18 protein-coding genes are annotated in these 16,066 nt (G+C 65.3%); 3 read left to right on the top strand and 15 right to left on the bottom strand.

From position 1 onward, the window contains the following. Positions 1-133: 133 nt before the first annotated feature. The 5 genes from BT183_RS06260 to BT183_RS06280 form a co-directional block, all read right to left on the bottom strand. Positions 134-712, bottom strand: a complete 579-nt coding sequence (locus tag BT183_RS06260; protein ID WP_072339976.1) for an NADPH-dependent FMN reductase — start codon at positions 710-712, stop codon at positions 134-136. A gap of 237 nt (positions 713-949) precedes the next feature. Then, a complete protein-coding gene (locus BT183_RS06265) occupies positions 950-1,693 on the bottom strand; it encodes a pyridoxine 5'-phosphate synthase (RefSeq protein ID WP_072341629.1) in 744 nt (247 codons plus the stop codon). Between the two features lie 8 nt (positions 1,694-1,701). Then, the gene (gene ilvN, locus BT183_RS06270) at positions 1,702-2,256 is read right to left on the bottom strand and encodes an acetolactate synthase small subunit (RefSeq protein ID WP_072339978.1); all 555 of its coding nucleotides are present in this window, start codon (positions 2,254-2,256) and stop codon (positions 1,702-1,704) included. Between the two features lie 133 nt (positions 2,257-2,389). Next, on the bottom strand, positions 2,390-4,159 hold the full coding sequence (locus tag BT183_RS06275; protein ID WP_072341632.1) for an acetolactate synthase 3 large subunit: 1,770 nt from the start codon (positions 4,157-4,159) through the stop codon (positions 2,390-2,392). A 318-nt stretch (positions 4,160-4,477) separates the two neighbouring features. Continuing rightward, complete coding sequence (locus tag BT183_RS06280) at positions 4,478-4,744, bottom strand: glycine zipper domain-containing protein (protein ID WP_072339980.1); 267 nt, start codon at positions 4,742-4,744, stop codon at positions 4,478-4,480. Positions 4,745-4,869: 125 nt separating this feature from the next. Between BT183_RS06280 and BT183_RS06285 the strand changes: the two genes are divergently transcribed. Further along, positions 4,870-6,288 (top strand): MATE family efflux transporter, encoded by a 1,419-nt coding sequence (locus BT183_RS06285; RefSeq protein ID WP_072339982.1) that lies wholly within the window; start codon positions 4,870-4,872, stop codon positions 6,286-6,288. Here the strand turns inward: BT183_RS06285 and BT183_RS06290 are convergent. Both BT183_RS06290 and miaA read right to left on the bottom strand, forming a co-directional pair. Beyond that, positions 6,282-7,037: a hypothetical protein gene (locus BT183_RS06290; RefSeq protein WP_072339984.1), complete on the bottom strand. Its 756-nt coding sequence runs from the start codon at positions 7,035-7,037 to the stop codon at positions 6,282-6,284. The two genes, BT183_RS06285 and BT183_RS06290, sit on opposite strands and share 7 nt — an antisense overlap. A gap of 31 nt (positions 7,038-7,068) precedes the next feature. Continuing rightward, positions 7,069-8,001, bottom strand: a complete 933-nt coding sequence (gene miaA, locus BT183_RS06295; RefSeq protein ID WP_072339986.1) for a tRNA (adenosine(37)-N6)-dimethylallyltransferase MiaA — start codon at positions 7,999-8,001, stop codon at positions 7,069-7,071. Between miaA and serB the strand changes: the two genes are divergently transcribed. Next, positions 8,000-8,878, top strand: a complete 879-nt coding sequence (serB, locus tag BT183_RS06300) for a phosphoserine phosphatase SerB (RefSeq protein ID WP_072339988.1) — start codon at positions 8,000-8,002, stop codon at positions 8,876-8,878. The two genes, miaA and serB, sit on opposite strands and share 2 nt — an antisense overlap. Further along, complete coding sequence (locus BT183_RS06305) at positions 8,875-9,411, top strand: GNAT family N-acetyltransferase (RefSeq protein ID WP_072339990.1); 537 nt, start codon at positions 8,875-8,877, stop codon at positions 9,409-9,411. Before serB ends, BT183_RS06305 begins: the two co-directional genes overlap by 4 nt. Positions 9,412-9,414: 3 nt before the next feature. Here the strand turns inward: BT183_RS06305 and BT183_RS06310 are convergent, their stop codons facing one another. Genes BT183_RS06310 through BT183_RS06345 form a run of 8 tightly spaced genes read right to left on the bottom strand, consistent with a single transcriptional unit; the run spans position 9,415 to position 16,062 of the window. Beyond that, on the bottom strand, positions 9,415-10,923 hold the full coding sequence (locus tag BT183_RS06310) for a Do family serine endopeptidase (RefSeq protein ID WP_072339992.1): 1,509 nt from the start codon (positions 10,921-10,923) through the stop codon (positions 9,415-9,417). A gap of 17 nt (positions 10,924-10,940) precedes the next feature. Then, a complete protein-coding gene (locus tag BT183_RS06315; protein WP_072339994.1) occupies positions 10,941-11,129 on the bottom strand; it encodes a DUF2065 domain-containing protein in 189 nt (62 codons plus the stop codon). Next, complete coding sequence (hflC, locus tag BT183_RS06320; RefSeq protein ID WP_072339997.1) at positions 11,126-12,091, bottom strand: protease modulator HflC; 966 nt, start codon at positions 12,089-12,091, stop codon at positions 11,126-11,128. Before hflC ends, BT183_RS06315 begins: the two co-directional genes overlap by 4 nt. A gap of 3 nt (positions 12,092-12,094) precedes the next feature. Next, a complete protein-coding gene (gene hflK, locus BT183_RS06325) occupies positions 12,095-13,207 on the bottom strand; it encodes an FtsH protease activity modulator HflK (RefSeq protein WP_072339999.1) in 1,113 nt (370 codons plus the stop codon). A gap of 59 nt (positions 13,208-13,266) precedes the next feature. Continuing rightward, the gene (locus BT183_RS06330) at positions 13,267-13,791 is read right to left on the bottom strand and encodes a dihydrofolate reductase (protein WP_072340001.1); all 525 of its coding nucleotides are present in this window, start codon (positions 13,789-13,791) and stop codon (positions 13,267-13,269) included. Continuing rightward, positions 13,788-14,261 carry a GNAT family N-acetyltransferase gene (locus tag BT183_RS06335; protein ID WP_072340003.1) on the bottom strand — a complete coding sequence of 158 codons (474 nt, stop codon included), beginning with the start codon at positions 14,259-14,261 and terminating at the stop codon, positions 13,788-13,790. Before BT183_RS06335 ends, BT183_RS06330 begins: the two co-directional genes overlap by 4 nt. After that, positions 14,258-15,271 (bottom strand): DUF4424 domain-containing protein, encoded by a 1,014-nt coding sequence (locus BT183_RS06340; RefSeq protein ID WP_084603281.1) that lies wholly within the window; start codon positions 15,269-15,271, stop codon positions 14,258-14,260. The genes BT183_RS06335 and BT183_RS06340 overlap by 4 nt, the downstream gene beginning before the upstream one ends. Further along, a complete protein-coding gene (locus BT183_RS06345; RefSeq protein ID WP_072340005.1) occupies positions 15,268-16,062 on the bottom strand; it encodes a thymidylate synthase in 795 nt (264 codons plus the stop codon). Before BT183_RS06345 ends, BT183_RS06340 begins: the two co-directional genes overlap by 4 nt. Between the last annotated feature and the right edge of the window lie 4 nt (positions 16,063-16,066).

Genomic DNA, 16,066 nt, shown 5'->3' on the forward strand with positions numbered 1-16,066 from the left:
GCAGGCTCAACACAAATCGGTCGCGGGTCTGGTCACGTCGACGCGGACGGCACGTGAGGTGCCATCCGCGTCTCTGGGGCAGCGGCGCCTGCGAGCGGAGAGAACTCGCCGCCGGGGCCGCTCGTGAGCGGGCTCAGGCCTCGCGCGCTGCCTTGGTCGCGTTGGTCCACCAGACGAGATTGTCGAGCACGTCCGGCACGAAGGGGTCGAAACCGCCCTTCACATCGTCCCAGCTCTTCTGGCCGAACATGATCGGCACGAAGTCCGAACCGCCGATATGGATCGCCTGACGGACCGGCACGGCCTGCAGTTCGACGAAGATGTTGCGCAGGTGCTCCACCGCACGCGCGCCGCCCACCGAGCCATAACCGACAAAGGCAACGGCCTTGCGGATGAACGGCTTGTAAGCTTGGTCGAGCGCGTTCTTGAGCGCGCCGGTGATCGAGCGGTTATACTCGGCCACGACCACGATGTAGCCGTCGAATTCGTTGAGGCGGGCCTGCCAGCGCAGCACTTCCGGGTCGGTCGAGGGCGCCCAGAGGTCGGATGCGGGAGCATCGAAGAAGGGAAGCTTGTAGTCGGCCAGGTCGATCAGCTCGGCCTCGATGTCACCGCGCTTCTGCGCATGCTCGAGGATCCATTTCGCCGGCTTGTCGCCGAAGCGGGTCGGACGCGTGCTGCTGATGATCACGCCAATCTTGGGCTTGGACATTCTGCTCTCCGGTATCAAATTGTAACCGAGCGCAGATATGTGACTATTACGGCAGACCGCAAGCAGGCACGCCGGTGAACCGTAGGCACACCCGTGTAACCCGCTCGCTCACGGCGTTGGCTTTCGCAGAAATTGGGCAGGCGATTCAGCCACTTATCTGTGACGTTCGAGCCGAGGGCGACCCTCACCGTGGATCAGCCCGATCGCAGCGATGCACTGTTCGGTAATCCTGACCGATCAGGCGCGACCCCCGCTCTCCAGAACACTGGTGTAGCGACGCACAGCCTCGGCGAATCCCATCACCAGCGCGTCCGAGGTGATGGCATGGCCGATCGAGACCTCGTCCACCCACGGTACGGCAGCCAGAAATTGCGGCAGGTTCTCGAGCGTCAGATCATGGCCGGCATTGATGCCGAGCCCCGCCGCATGGGCCGCCTGCGCCGTCGCCGAAAGCCGGTCGAGATGCAGGTCCGCCTGTGCGCCGCCCAACGCCCCGCCATAAGGACCGGTGAAAAGCTCGATCCGGTCGGCGCCGATCTCGCGCGCATCGGGCGGCACGGCTGGGTCTTCATCGATGAACAGCGATACCCGCATGCCCCCGGCCTTGAGCCGCGTGATGGCCGGCACGAGCACTGCCCGCGCCTTGCGCACCTGCCAGCCATGATCGGAGGTCGACTGCTCCGGGCTGTCGGGCACCAGCGTCACCTGCTGCGGGCGCACCGCTTCGCAGAGCGCGAGGAAAGCTTCGCTCGGATAGCCCTCGATATTGAACTCCCGATCGGGAAAATCGCGCAGGAGCGATTTGAGCGCAAAGACGTCGTCCCGCCTGATATGGCGCTCGTCGGGCCGCGGATGCACCGTCAGCCCGGCCGCGCCCGCCTCGAGCACGAGCCGGCCGATGCCGGTTACGCTGGGCCAGGGCAGATTGCGCCGGTTGCGCAGCTGGGCGACGGCGTTGAGGTTTACCGAGAGCTTGGTCATCGTGTTGGTCACATGCCTTCCGCGCCGCGCGAGATCGCGGCCAGCCCGGTGCGCACCACCTCGACCAGCCCGAGCGGCACCATGAGGGCGATGAAGCTGTCGATCTTGCTGGGCTTGCCGGTCACCTCGAACACGAAGCTCTCGGTGGTCGCATCCACCACCTGCGCGCGGAAGGCATCGGCCAGCCGCAACGTCTCCACCCGCTGGTCGCCGGTGCCGGCCACCTTGACCAGCGCCAGCTCGCGCTCCAGCGCCTTGCCGTCCGCGGTCAGGTCATAAACCTTGTGCACCGGCACCAGCCGCTCGAGCTGCAGCTTGATCTGCAACAGCACCTTGGGCGTCGCCACCGTCACCACGGTTATGCGCGACAGGTGCTTTTCGTGCTCCGTTTCGCTGACCGTCAGCGAGTCGATATTGTACCCGCGCGCCGCGAAGAGCCCGACGATGCGGGCCAGAATCCCCGGCTCGTTGTCGACCAGCACCGACAGCGTGTGGCGCTCGGGCTTCTGAGTTTCAGCGGAGAGAAAGTAGGCCGAGCCGCTGGGCTGCAGATGTGCGTTCATGTCTCTTGTCCTCTGGGCCGTTGCGCCCGAACCTCGTCCTTCGACAAGCTCAGGATGAGGTTCTCCGATTGCTCGGCGTCCTCGAACGCCCTCATGGTGAGCCTGTCGAACCACGAGGGCGGGGCGTGCCGTTCTAGACCAGCTGCCGCCCCTTGGCGTCGATCACCGAGCCGATATCCTCGGCGAAGTCGGGCAGGATCATCTCGTTATGCGGCTTGCCCGAGGGGATCATCGGCAGGCAGTTCTCGTCCTTTTCCACCAGCACGTCGAACACCACGGGACCATCATGGTCGAGCATCGCTGCGATCGCCGCGTCGAGCTCGGCGGGATCGTCGCACCTTATGCCCTTGGCGCCATAGGCCTCGGCCAGCTTGACGAAATCGGGCAGGCTTTCCGAATAGGAATGCGCATAGCGGCTGCCATGCAGCAGGTCCTGCCACTGCCGGACCATGCCCATGCGTTCGTTGTTGAGGATGAAGATCTTGATCGGCAGCCGGTACTGCACTGCCGTCGAGAGCTCCTGCATGGTCATCTGCACGCTGGCCTCGCCGGCGATGTCGATCACCACCGCATCCGGGTGCGCCACCTGCACGCCCACGGCGGCCGGCAGGCCATAGCCCATCGTGCCGAGGCCGCCCGAGGTCATCCAGCGATTGGGCTGCTCGAAGTGGAAATGCTGGGCCGCCCACATCTGGTGCTGGCCGACTTCGGTGGTGATGAACACCTCGCGCCCCTTGGTCGCCTCGTAGAGGCGCTGGATGGCGTGCTGCGGCTTGATGGTCGTGTCCGAATTGCGGAAGCCCAGCGAATTGCGCTTGCGCCAGCCCGCGATCTCCTCCCACCACGGCGCCAGGGCCTCAGTGCGCGGCTCGTTGGTCTTGGACCGCCAGATGCGCACCATCTCTTCGAGCACCAGCCCGCAATCGCCGATGATCGGCAGGTCGATGCGGACATTCTTGTTGATCGAGGAGGGGTCGATATCGACGTGGATCTTCACCGAATTGGGCGAGAAGGCATCGAGCCGGCCGGTGATGCGATCATCAAACCGCGCCCCGATATTGATCATCAGGTCGCAGTCATGCATCGCCATGTTGGCTTCGTAGGTGCCGTGCATGCCCAGCATCCCCATCCACTGCGGATGCGAGCCCGGGAACGAGCCGAGACCCATCAGCGTCGAGGTCACCGGGAAGCCGGTGAGTTCGGCCAGCTCGCGCAGCGTCTCGGACGCCTCGGGGCCGGAATTGACCACGCCGCCACCGGTATAAAAGATCGGCCGGCGCGCCTTCAGCATCAGGTCGACGGCGGCCGCGATGGCGCCCGAATCGCCCTGGCTCGGCGGGTTGTAGCTCTTGTGGCGCGAGGTGCCGATCTCGTCGGCGGTGAGATAGGTGCCCATCGCGAACTGGACATCCTTGGGAATGTCGACGAGCACCGGGCCCGGCCGGCCGGAGCGCGCGATGTGGAAAGCCTCGTGCAGGACACGCGGCAGGTCGTTGACCGACTTCACCAGATAATTGTGCTTGGTGCAGCTGCGCGTGATGCCGACCGTGTCGCATTCCTGAAACGCGTCCGAGCCGATCAGCGCCGTCGGCACCTGGGCCGAGATGACCACGATGGGGATGGAATCCATCAGCGCATCTGTGAGCGGGGTGACAACGTTGGTCGCCCCCGGCCCGGACGTCACCAGCACGACGCCGACCTTGCCCGTCGAGCGGGCATAGCCCTCGGCCATGTGCCCGGCGCCCTGCTCGTGCCGCACGAGGATATGCTGCACCTTGTCCTGCTGGAACATCGCATCATAGATCGGCAGCGCCGCACCGCCGGGATAACCGAAGATGTGCTCGACCCCCTGATCGGCGAGGGCCCGCACCACCATTTCGGCACCGGTCATCTGTTCGGCCATCGTCTTCATCCTCCTCTTGCTCCCGCCACACGCACTGGGAGATTTGGTCACTGTGCTTCGCGGCGGAAGCGGCCAATAAAAAAGGCCCCCGGGGGAGCCTTGAGGTGCGCACCGAATTGTCGCGAGGAATTACCTCACGATCTCGATGCGCACAGATACTACGATAAGTGAATGCATGGAACCGCCATCCGGCTTTGTGGGCATAGTGATAGGCAGGCTTTGCCGGCCCTGTCAACCCTCGCAAGGCCTCACAATCGCGCAATAAAAAGGCCGACGCCCGAAGGCGCCGGCCGTCTCAAGCCAGAGGGCGTGGCTCGATTAGCGGTAGTTGGAGGGGCAGGCAGCCACGAACTGGCGGCCATTGGCGCGCTGGTAGACGCACTGTCCCGGATTGTCGACGGCACGGCCCAGAAGCCCGCCGGCCACCGCGCCCACGGCAGCGCCAGCAAGGGCCGCGCCGGGCGACCCCGTCGCGACGCCCGCGATGGTCCCGCCGGTCACGGCGCCGAAAGTGGCCGCGCGTTCGGCGGTGGTGCAGGCCGTCAGCATCAGGGCGGTGGCTACGGTGGCGAGGATGGTTTTCATCAAGGAGCACTCCGGGGCATGCGTTTGTTCTCCTGCCCAAATGCCTCAGGCCCCGATCGGTTCCGCTCCCTTTCTTCTCATCACCCGATGCAGTAGTGCTTGCCGCTGCAAACCGATCAGGCACGATGATGACAAACGAGGCAACGGCGCCGGCCAGCGGCGACGGCAAGACGAGCTTTTCCCACTGGATCGCCGAGATGCGGGCCCTGCTCTCGCTCGGCGCGCCGCTGATTCTCGCTCAGCTGGCGCAGAACGCGCTCTTTACCACTGACGTCATCATGATGGGCTGGCTGGGCCCCGAGTCCCTTGCAGCCGGCATGCTTGCCACCGCTTTCATGAATACCTTCATGATCGGCGGCATCGCTATGCTCAGCGTCGTGGCCGCACTTGTGGCTCAGGCGCGCGGCGCGGGCGACAGCAAGGGCGTGCGGCGCACTGTGCGGCAGGGTCTGTGGGTGGCGATTGCCGTCTCGCTCGTGCTCTGGCCCATCCTCTGGCAGGTGCGCCCGGTGCTGTCAGCCCTCGGCCAGGCGCCCGTCGCCATCGATCGCGCTGAAGAGTACGTGCACGTCGCCATGTGGCTGGTGCTGCCCGGCCTCTGCTACGTCGTCTTTCGCTCCTTCCTCTCGGCGCTCCAGCAGACGCGCGTCATCCTTCTGGTCACGATCGGGGCCGTCGCGCTCAACGCCCTGCTCAACTGGGCGCTGATTTTCGGCAATTTCGGCATGCCGCGCCTCGAATTGCGCGGGGCGGCGATTGCCACCCTCATCGTCAACATCTTCATGTTCGCGGCCCTGGCATTCTACGCCGTCCGCCATCGCCGCTTCCGCCGCTACCATGTCTTTGCCCGCTTCTGGCGGGCCGACTGGCAGCGCTTCCTCGCGATCATTCGCGTCGGCGCGCCCATCGGCTTCATGGTGCTGGCCGAAGTGGCGCTGTTCAGCATGGCTGCCGTGCTCATGGGCCGGCTCGGCACCAACGAGCTTGCCGCCCACGCGGTGGCGCTGCAATGCGCCTCAACCGCCTTCATGGTGCCGCTGGGGCTGAGCCAGGCAACGACGGTGCGCGTCGGCCTGGCCTATGGTGCCGGCGACCGCGCAGGCGTGGCGCGGGCTGGCTGGGGCGCGATGATCGTCACGCTCGCCTTCATGACCACCACCTGCCTGCTCTTCATCTTCTACTCCGACGCGCTTGTCGGCCTCTTCCTCGACCAGGACGATCCGGCCAATTTCGAAGCCCTGCGCCTTGCGGCCACCTATGTGGTGATCGGCGGCATCTTCCAGCTTGTCGATGGGGCGCAGGTCAGCGCCGCTGGAGCACTACGCGGCCTGTCCGATACCACCGCCCCGATGATTATCGCGCTTTTAGGCTACTGGGCCGTGGGCTTCCCGATCGCATGGATCGCCGGCATCGTGCTCGACTGGCGCGGCGTCGGCGTATGGCTCGGCCTGGCTGGAGGATTGGCCTTCGTGGCGGTGGTGCTGACCACGCGCTTTGCGATGCGCGAGCGGCTCGGCCTCCTGCCGCCCTTGCCGGCTCAGTAGCCGGCAAGCTTGGGCGCGAAGTCGGCGCGGAACCGCTCGCCGGGCGCGCCCGGCATAAGGGCTGCGGAGCGGAACATGGCGCTGAGCGCCGAACAGAGCGCCGGATCGTCGGGCGATCCGCCGGCAATGCTCTCGACATAGCTCAGCGGATGGCCGTCGCGCGCCATCTGCGCGAACACGGCGCTCCAGTCAGCCTCGAGCACGGGGGGATGAATTTCGGGGTTCTCGATGGCCGCGACCACCGCTGCGAAATAGGCCGCCGACTGCACGTCGATGGCCGCCGAAAACTGCGATGCGACGCCCGACTGGAAAAGCGCACCGGTGCCGTCCTGCGCAAACGCCGTGCACACCTCGCTGCCCGCGACCCGATCGACCTCGGCCATGAAGGCGCCCAGAACGCCCATCATCAGCCGGTGCTGCGGGCCGGGCGCAAAGCGCAGCCGCTCGGCATAGCGCTTGCGCGTATCGGACATCATCGCGAAAAGCCGTTCGAGCTTCTGGTCGAGCGTCAGGTCGGCATGCCGCAGCGCCCGCGCCGCCGCGAGAAGCGCCTCGTGGTCACGCGGAAAATCCGCATCGAGGATCGCCAGCGTGCGGGCATTGCGCTGCTGGAACACCTGCTCGACATTCTCGCTCGGCGGGTTCTTGGCCGCCTCCTTGCCCTTTCCGGGCACGCCGAGCGCGACCCCGCCCAGAAGAAGGCCGATGGCGATGCTTGCTGAAAAAAAACGTCTGGCGGAGGAGATCATATGGGGATTTTGGCGAGACCCGGCAGTCTGGTCAAGCACCCCCTTCATCCCTCTCGCCAAGACCAGTCCGCCAAGACCAGTCCCCCATGCGCCCGCGCAGCCAGGTCCGCTGCCGCTTGGCATACTGGCGCGAGGCGATCACCGCTCTCTCGATCATCGTCTCGCGGTCGATCCGACCATCCAGCCAGGCGCTGATTTCCGGCACGCCGATCGCCTTCATCGCCGGCAGGCCCGGGTCGAGCTCCAGCGCCCGCAGCGCCTCAACCTCCTCGATCGCACCCTGCTCCAGCATGGCCCGGAAACGGCGGTCTATCCGCTCAGCCACGACATCGCGCGGCGGGCTGATCACGATCCGCTCGACACGAGCCCCCTCGAGCAGGCCCCGGTCCATCTGCGACTGAAACCGCGCCAGCGACCGTCCCGTCGCCTCGAGCACCGCAAGCGCCCTGACCACCCGCTGCGGGTCCGGCGCCGCAAGGCGTGCCGCCATCTCGGGGTCCCGCTCTGCGATCAGCCGACCCCGCCCCTCGGCATCGAGCGGCGCCACCAGCGACTCGATCCGTGCGACGACCTCCGGCGGCACCTTTGGCACATCGGCAAAGCCATGGATCAGCGCATCGAAGTAAAGCCCCGTCCCGCCAACGATGACGAACGGCTTGCTCGCCAGGTCCGGCCGGGCCAGTAGCCCGGCCACGTCATCGCGCCAGGCGCCGGTTGAGTACCGGATGGCAGGATCGACATGGCCATAGAGCAGATGCGGCACGGCCAGAGCGCCCGCCGGCCGCGCGGTCAACACCTTCAGCACATCATAAACCTGTATGGCATCGGCATTGACCACGACGCCACCCATTTCCTCGGCCATCCGCGCCGCCAGCGCCGACTTGCCGCTTGCGGTCGGACCCGCTATCAGGACCACCTGCCGGCCCGCAGCCGTCCCCGGCCCTTCCCGCGAGCTCTCCTTCATGTCCGACACCGTTCTCTGCCTCATCGCCAATCCGGCCGATTCCGACCTCGACGTCGCGCTCGCCGCGTCCATCCACAAGGATGTGGGCGGCGAACTCAACTGGCTCGATCACTCCGTTGCCTGCGAGATCATCGCGCCCAAGTCAACCGAGGCGCTTTCGATCGCGCGGGATCGCATCGGGCGCAAGGCTGTCGATGCCGCGCTGGTGCCCCAACACGGACGGCGCAAGAATTTGCTCATCGCGGACATGGATTCCACGATGATTGAACAGGAATGCATCGACGAACTCGCTGCGGCGCTGGGCATAAAGGACGCCGTCGCCGAGATCACCGCCCGCGCCATGAATGGCGAACTCGATTTCGAACAGGCCCTCGACACCCGCGTCGCCCTGCTCAAGGACCTCGACCTCAAGGCGATGGAAGAGGTTCGCCGAGAGCGCATTACCCTGGCGCCGGGCGGCCGCACGCTCGTGCAGACCATGAAGGCCTATGGGGGATATACCGCGCTGGTCTCTGGCGGATTTACCTATTTCGCCGACTATTTCGCCGAGCGCATCGGGTTCGACGAAGCCGTCGCCAACGTGCTCGAACTCGAAAACAACCGCCTGACCGGCACGGTGCGCAAGCCCATCGTCGACAAGGACACCAAGCGCACCCGCCTCATCGCCCTCGCCGAGGAGCGCAACCTGCCGCTCTCGGCCACCATGGCGGTCGGCGACGGTGCCAACGACCTCGAAATGATCGGCATCGCCGGAATGGGCGTCGCCCTCCACGCCAAACCCTCCGTAGCCGAGAAATCGCCCATTCGCATCGACCATGGCGATCTCACCGCTCTCCTTTATCTTCAAGGGTTTAGCGAAGAAGACTTCATCCGATGATCCTGGAAACCGATCACCTGCTGCTGAGGCCTTGGCGCGAGGAAGACCGCGCACCCTTCGCCCGCATGGTCGGCGATCCGGTCGTCATGCGCTTTTACACGCGGACCCGTTCGCGTGCCGACGCCGATCTCTGGATTGACAAGATGCGTCAAGGACTTGACGAGGGGACAAGCCATTTCCTCGCCGCCGAGCAGAAGAGCGACGGCGCCTTCGTCGGGCTGATCGGAACCGCCGCCATAACCCACGCCCTGCCCGGCAACCCGCATACGGAAATCGGGTGGATCATCGACAAGCCCTTCTGGGGCAAGGGTTTTGCGCCCGAGGGCGCGCGCGCCCACCTGCACCACGCCTGGTACGAGCTGGGTCGCGACGAGGTCGTCGCCTTCACCTATCGCGGCAATTTGCCGAGCCAGAAGGTGATGGAAAAGATCGGCATGTCGCGGGATTTGCAGGGCGATTTCGACCACCCTGCCATCGCGCCCAGCCATCCCATCCGCCCGCACGTGCTCTACCGCGCGGCGCGCCCGGCCTGACCGTCAGCCGAGCCGCACCGCCACGAACCGGCTTCCTCCGGCCGGGTCCGAGATCTTGAACAGCACGGCCGGGCGACCAGCCTCCTTGGCCTCCCCAACCATGGCCATGATCTGGTCGACGGTCTCGATCCGCACCTGATTGACCTCCTCGACCAGCACCCCTTCCAGAAAGCCCTTGCGCGAGGCGTCTGAGCCCTGCACGACGCGGGTGACCACCACCCCCTGAATCTCCGGCGCCAGTGCCAGATCGGCGCGCGCAGCATCGTCGAGAGGCGCCACGTCGAAGCCCACGAGATCGGAGAGACCGGGCGGACCTGCGGGCTCTTCGGCCTCCTCATCGTTCGTCGTCGGCGGGGGTAGTACCGGCTCGGGCGCGGCGGCCTCGGCCATCATCTGCTCACCCACTTCGAGCCGTCCGAGCTCGATGGTCAGCACCATCTGCTCGCCGCGGCGCAAGAGCGTCACCGGCACGGACCGCCCGACCGCCGTTTCAGCCACGATGCGCGGCAGATCCCGCATCCGCCGGATGGGCTTGCCGTCGAACTCGAGGATGATGTCGCCTTCGAGCACCACCCCATCCGAGGGGCCGCTGTCCGTGACATCGACAACCAGCGCGCCGGCGGTATCGGGGCGGCCCAGGCTCGCCGCGATATCGTCGGTCACGTCCTGAATGCCGACGCCGAGCCAGCCACGCCGGGTCTCGCCGAATTCGGCGAGCTGGTCGATCACCGGTCGCGCCAGGTTCACCGGCACAGCAAAGCCGATGCCGAGCGAGGATCCTCCACGCGCGATGATGGCTGTGTTGATGCCGACCACCTTGCCCTGCATGTCGAACAGCGGACCGCCCGAATTGCCCTGATTGATCGAGGCATCGGTCTGGATGAAATTGTCATAGGGCCCGGACTGAATGTCGCGATTGCGGGCCGAAACGATCCCGAGCGTCACCGATCCACCAAGCCCGAACGGGTTGCCGATTGCCATCACCCAGTCGCCCACCAGCGCCGCGTCGCTGTCGCCGAATTCGACATAGGGCAGCGAGCGATTGGCGCTGATGCGGAGCACCGCGAGGTCGGTCTTGTCATCCTTGCCAACAACCGTCGCCACATGGCGCGTTCCATCATTGAGGAAGACGAGGATCTCGGAGGCGCCATCGATGACATGGTTGTTGGTGACGATCAGGCCGTCGGGCGCGATGATGAAGCCCGAGCCGAGGCTGCGGGCCTCTTCCATCAGATCCTGGCCCATGCCGCTGTTGGGATTGAGCTCGTCAAAAAGCTCCTCGAGCGGCGACCCGTCCGGCACGTCGGGAAACGGCATGCCACGGCCCGACGGCATGCGCCGGGCGGTGCCGATATTGACCACGGCGGGCGAGAGCGTCGAGGCAAGCCCGGAAACGGAGGCCGGCCCGGCCATTGTCTGAGCCTGTGCGGTAGCCGGCAGCGCGACGGCCGCCATCCCGAGTAGCAGCCCGGCCATAGCCAGGGCTTTGCCCGTCGTCCGAAGTGTCATCATGATCCCGCCCCTGCACCCTATCCGCCGCGCAACAGCCAGAGAACGACAAGTGCCACGGCCGCGCAAGCAAGACCACCAGCACGTAAAGTTGATGCCGGCATCGATTCGATCGATGCCAGCATCCTTTTCATCTGGTCTGGAAAAGCGGCGTAGACGAGGCCTTCGAGCGCCAGGGCAAGAGCCAGCGCCGAAAGCAGCTCGATCACGGCGTCGCTTGGGTCACGGGCGCAGGCGCGGTCGGCGTCACCTCGGGCACCACCGGCTGTGCCGCGGGCGCAGCGGCCGGAGCCGAGACGGTCGGCAAGCCTTCAGATCCGAAATACCGGAAGAACTCGGAATCCGGCGTCAGCACCATCGTGGTCCCGGACGCGCCCAGTGCCGTACGATAGGACTGCATCGAGCGATAGAACTCGAAGAAGCCCGGATCGCGCTGGAACGCATCGGCGAAGATGCGCGAGCGCTGGCCTTCGCCCTGACCGCGGAGGATTTCGGCCTCGCGCTGCGCCGCCGCAAGGATTTCCACAGCCTGACGATCGGCAATGGCGCGCAGCGACTGGGCCTGTTCCTGGCCACGGGCACGCAGCAATGCGGCCTCGGCCAGACGCTCGGCCTTCATGCGCTCGAAGGTCTGCTGCGACACCTGCTGAGTCAGGTCGGTGCGCTGGATGCGAACGTCGACGATGTCGATGCCGAGTTCGGCCATGTCGGTGCGGATGAGGTCGCGGGCCTCGCGCATCATCTGCGGACGCTGCTCGGAGAGCGCCGCATTGAATTCGCGCAGACCATAGACCTGACGAAGGGCAGCATCGAAACGCGTCGCGATACGGCTTTCGACCGTCCGCAGATCGCCCAGCGCACGCTCGCGGAACAGGCGCGGATTGACGATGCGGTAGGTGAGGAACGCCTCGACTTCGTAGAACTGGCCGCCCGAAACCTGCAGCGTCATGTTGCCGATGTCGTAGCGCAGCAGCCGGTCCTCAACGATCTGAACCTGCTCGAAGAACGTCGTCGGAACCTTGAAGTAGAGCCCCGGCTCGGTGTGGATACGGTCGATGGCGCCGAAGCGCGTGACGATGGCCTGTTCACGCTCGTTGACGATGAACACCGACGAAAACAGGGCATAAAGGGCGAAGGCTACGACAGCAGCCAGAATGACAAGACGGTTCATCGCTTATCTCCCCGCCGCGCTGTTATTGCGCAGTTCATTGAGCGGCAGATAAGGCACGACTCCCGATCCCCCTGCGCCATTTTCGATGATGACCTTCTCGGAACCGCCGAGAACCTGTTCCATCGTCTCAAGGAAAAGGCGCTTGCGGGTCACTTCGGGAGCAAGGGCGTATTCCTCATACACCGAGACGAAGCGGGCCGCCTCACCTTCTGCTTCCTGCACGACGCGGTTCGCATAGGCTGCCGCATCTTCGCGCACCTGCGCGGCCTGGCCTCGAGCATCGCCGAGCAAAGTATTGGCGTAGGAGCGGGCTTCTTCCTGGAAGCGGTCCTCGTCCTGCTGGGCACGCTGCACTTCGTCGAAGGCGTCCGCCACTTCGGTCGGCGGCGCGACGTTCTCGATTGCGACCTGGCTCACGCGCACGCCGAGCCCGTAGCTGTCGAGAATGGACTGCGTGATCTGCTGCACTTCGATCTGGATGCCGGCGCGGTCATCGCGGAAGATGTCCTGGGCCGGACGCCGGCCGACGACCTCGCGCATCGCGCTTTCGCCAGCGCTCGCGACCATGTCTTCGGGATCGCGCACATTGATGAGATAGGCCGGAGCATCATTGACCGACCACAGCACCGAGAAGCGCACATCCACGATGTTCTGGTCGCCCGACAGCATCAGGCCCTGATTGTTGGCAGCATTGGCGCGTCCCGACGGCATCGAGCCGATTGTGGTTTGGTTTTCGGTGATCACCACCTTCTCGACCATCTCGACCGGCCAGAACATGAAATGCAGCCCGGGCGCACTGAGCTCGGTCTTGGCCTTGCCGAACAGGAATTCGACACCGACTTCCTGCGGCGCCACGGTATAGATGGAGTTCACGCCCCAGAACGCGAGAAGCGCCAGCGCACCGCCCACGAAAGCCCACTTGCCGCCCGGCAGACCCGACGGCAGCCCGCTCTGGAAGCGGTCCCGGCCACGGTTGAGGATTTCTTCGAGGTTCGGCGTGCCGCCATTGTTGGGACGGCGCGGGCCGCCGCCCCCACCGCCACCGCCCGGCGACTGACCCCAGGGCCCCCCAGTGTTGCGACCTCCGCCGCCACCCGTGTTGTTGTCCCAGGGCATCGCGTACCTTTCACAGATCGGAATATGTGCCGTTTATATAGGGAACGCCTCTGCGCGGATCAACGTTTTGCGCCGGCCATTCTGGTGTAGAGCACGGCGCGGAATGACGCAGCATCGCGGGGGTCCGAGGGCACGTCCAGCACCGTCTCGGCCTTCCATGTATCGGCCATGATCGGTGGGAAGGTGATCTCGCCCTCAGGCGACAGATCGACATGGCTGATATACAATCTTTCGGCCTGTGGCATCGCCTGCCGATAGATCTCTCCACCCCCCACGATCATGACTTCGGACGCCCCGTCCGCGACCGCGATCCGCTGTGCCAGCGCCAGGGCGGCGTCGAGATCATTGACGACGATCACCCCATCGGGCTGGTAGCCGGCCTGGCGGGTGACCACGATGTTGGTGCGTCCCGGCAAGGGCCGCCCGACGGTCTCGTACTGCTTGCGCCCCATGACGATCGGCTTGCCCAGCGTCATGCGCTTGAAAAACGCCAGGTCTGAGGGAATGCGCCAGGGAATGCCGCCATCGGCCCCGATGACGCCGTTGCGCGCCACCGCCGCGATCATCGCGATCGGAACGCTCATCGCGCCAGCGCCTCGAGCGCCGGCCCATCCACGCGGCAGTTCTTCCACTCGTGCATGATGCGGGCGCCCATGGCCTCATAGAAGGCAATCGAGGGCGCGTTCCAGTCGAGCACCTGCCAGTCGAGCCGCCCCAGCCCCTCGCGCTGGCAGATGCCCGCCAGATGCTGCAACAGGGCCTTGCCGTGACCGCCCCCGCGCGCCGATGGCTCGACATAAAGGTCCTGCAGATAGATGCCGTGCCGGCCCTGGAAGGTGGAAAAGCTGTAATACCACACGGCAAACCCAACGGGCACGCCATCGACCTCGACGAAATCGCAGAAGGCCCGCGGATTGGCGCAGAACAGATCCCGATCGAGACCTTCGGCCGTCGCGGCGACCTGGTCGAGCAGCCTTTCGTACTCGGCCAGCCCACGGATGAACGTCAGCACCTGCTGGGCGTCGCCGGCGATAGCGCGACGAATCCGTCTCACTGCGCGGGCTCCAGCCGGTTGAGGATCAGCACGTGCAATTCCTCGGTCGGGTAGAAGTCGGTCTTGCGCATCTCGAACGTCGTCGGCCCGATCTTTTCGACCCCTTCGCCGCAAAACGACACGAGGTTTTCCGGCGCGCCCTTGTCGATCACGAGGCGGAAGGACCCGATGGGTCCGTTCCAGTTCGCACCCGTCGAGAGGATGTAGGAAATCCAGCTTTCCGTGAACGGCGCGCTCCACGGCTCTCCCGGCGTCATCGTGCGTTCGACGGCGCCGATGAAGGCATCGTCCATGCAGTATTTCCGCATATAGTCGGCACGGGGATCATAGCCCTCATAGGGTTCGGCCATGAAGGCCACTCCCGCCGTGCCTCCGACGCTGGGCGTGTAGCTGTGTTCGATGATCACCGGCTCGCCGACCGGGAAATCGGCCTCGAAAGTGTAAGTAGCGCGATAGGTCCAGAACGGCAGAAAGTCTTCCTGCCAGCCCTGCCCCGCATCGAACCGCTCCGACATCAGCAGCCCGAGGCCGCGCAGCCGCAGCTTCTCGGCCTCGTCGAGCGCGTTGGTGGCCGCCCGGGCAGCGTCAGAGTTCGGCATCAGGGGCAGGCCCAGTTCACGCAGCAGATCGCTGCGCTCGACCCCGGCTGCGAAGGCATAGTCATGCAGTTCGGTCTCGACCGGCTCGCCATTGACCGTGGTGATGAAGCCGAAGAGATTGTCCTGGTCCTCGCCCGGCAAGGCCAGCGGCGACCAGTGATCGGCCGCGATATCGGGCAGCGGGAAGGCGATCAGCACCCGCTGGTCGGCTTCGCCCTCGTTGAGAAATTCATAGCGGACGCGGATCTCCTCGGTGGAGATGAAGAGATCTTCCGACACCATCCGGATGTCTTCGTTGACCACGAAGACGAGGCCGCCCGTGGTGAGCTCTGCCGCCGTATCATTGCCCAGCGCCGGCAGGGCCAACGCCGCCAGCCCGAGGCCCCAAACCCCCACCAATGCCCTTTTCATACCGACACCTTCGCCTTGATATGCGGGTGCGGATCATAACCCTCGAAGATGAAATCCTCGAAGACGAATTCTTCGAGTTCGCGACGGTCTGGGTTGATGATCAGCTTGGGCAGCGACCGGGGTTCGCGGCTCAATTGCAGGCGCGCCTGCTCGAAATGATCGCGATAAAGATGCACGTCCCCGAAGCTGTGAACGAAATCGCCCGGCTTGAGGCCCGTGACCTGCGCCATCATGTGGGTGAGCAGCGCGTAGGAGGCGATGTTGAACGGCACGCCGAGAAAGAGATCGGCGGAGCGCTGGTAGAGCTGGCAGGAAAGCCGCCCGTCGGCGACATAGAACTGGAAGAGACAATGGCATGGCGGCAAGGCCATGTCGTCCACCTCTGCCGGGTTCCATGCTGTGACGATGTGGCGGCGCGATTGCGGGTTTTCGCGGATGGAGCGAACCACCGCCGCGATCTGGTCGATGGTGCCCCCCTGCCCGTCAGGCCAGCTGCGCCACTGGCTGCCATAGACCGGGCCCAGATCGCCATTGTCGTCGGCCCACTCGTCCCAGATACGAACGCCACGCTCCTGAAGCCAGCGCACATTGGTTTCGCCGCGCAGGAACCAGAGCAGCTCGTAGACGATGGATTTGAGATGGAGCTTCTTGGTGGTGACGAGCGGGAAGCCCTCCGCCAGATCAAACCGCATCTGATGCCCGAATACCGAGCGGGTACCGGTGCCGGTGCGATCGGGTCGGTCGGTGCCGGTTTCGAGAACGCGGCGCATAAGGTCGAGATAAGCGTGCATGGGC

It is taken from the genome of Devosia enhydra (assembly GCF_900119845.1).
Classification (GTDB): domain Bacteria; phylum Pseudomonadota; class Alphaproteobacteria; order Rhizobiales; family Devosiaceae; genus FPKU01.

Bases quoted from the DNA above. Each gene is read 5' to 3' on its own strand.
- BT183_RS06345 (WP_072340005.1), bottom strand. From the start codon at position 16,062: ATGCACGCTTATCTCGACCTTATGCGCCGCGTTCTCGAAACCGGCACC.
- BT183_RS06305 (WP_072339990.1), top strand. From the start codon at position 8,875: ATGATCCTGGAAACCGATCACCTGCTGCTGAGGCCTTGGCGCGAGGAA.
- ilvN (WP_072339978.1), bottom strand. From the start codon at position 2,256: ATGAACGCACATCTGCAGCCCAGCGGCTCGGCCTACTTTCTCTCCGCT.
- BT183_RS06330 (WP_072340001.1), bottom strand. From the start codon at position 13,791: ATGAGCGTTCCGATCGCGATGATCGCGGCGGTGGCGCGCAACGGCGTC.
- BT183_RS06340 (WP_084603281.1), bottom strand. From the start codon at position 15,271: ATGAAAAGGGCATTGGTGGGGGTTTGGGGCCTCGGGCTGGCGGCGTTG.
- BT183_RS06275 (WP_072341632.1), bottom strand. From the start codon at position 4,159: ATGGCCGAACAGATGACCGGTGCCGAAATGGTGGTGCGGGCCCTCGCC.
- BT183_RS06280 (WP_072339980.1), bottom strand. From the start codon at position 4,744: ATGAAAACCATCCTCGCCACCGTAGCCACCGCCCTGATGCTGACGGCC.
- hflC (WP_072339997.1), bottom strand. From the start codon at position 12,091: ATGAACCGTCTTGTCATTCTGGCTGCTGTCGTAGCCTTCGCCCTTTAT.
- miaA (WP_072339986.1), bottom strand. From the start codon at position 8,001: ATGAAGGAGAGCTCGCGGGAAGGGCCGGGGACGGCTGCGGGCCGGCAG.
- hflK (WP_072339999.1), bottom strand. From the start codon at position 13,207: ATGCCCTGGGACAACAACACGGGTGGCGGCGGAGGTCGCAACACTGGG.
- BT183_RS06265 (WP_072341629.1), bottom strand. From the start codon at position 1,693: ATGACCAAGCTCTCGGTAAACCTCAACGCCGTCGCCCAGCTGCGCAAC.
- BT183_RS06260 (WP_072339976.1), bottom strand. From the start codon at position 712: ATGTCCAAGCCCAAGATTGGCGTGATCATCAGCAGCACGCGTCCGACC.
- BT183_RS06290 (WP_072339984.1), bottom strand. From the start codon at position 7,037: ATGATCTCCTCCGCCAGACGTTTTTTTTCAGCAAGCATCGCCATCGGC.
- BT183_RS06285 (WP_072339982.1), top strand. From the start codon at position 4,870: ATGATGACAAACGAGGCAACGGCGCCGGCCAGCGGCGACGGCAAGACG.
- BT183_RS06310 (WP_072339992.1), bottom strand. From the start codon at position 10,923: ATGATGACACTTCGGACGACGGGCAAAGCCCTGGCTATGGCCGGGCTG.
- serB (WP_072339988.1), top strand. From the start codon at position 8,000: ATGTCCGACACCGTTCTCTGCCTCATCGCCAATCCGGCCGATTCCGAC.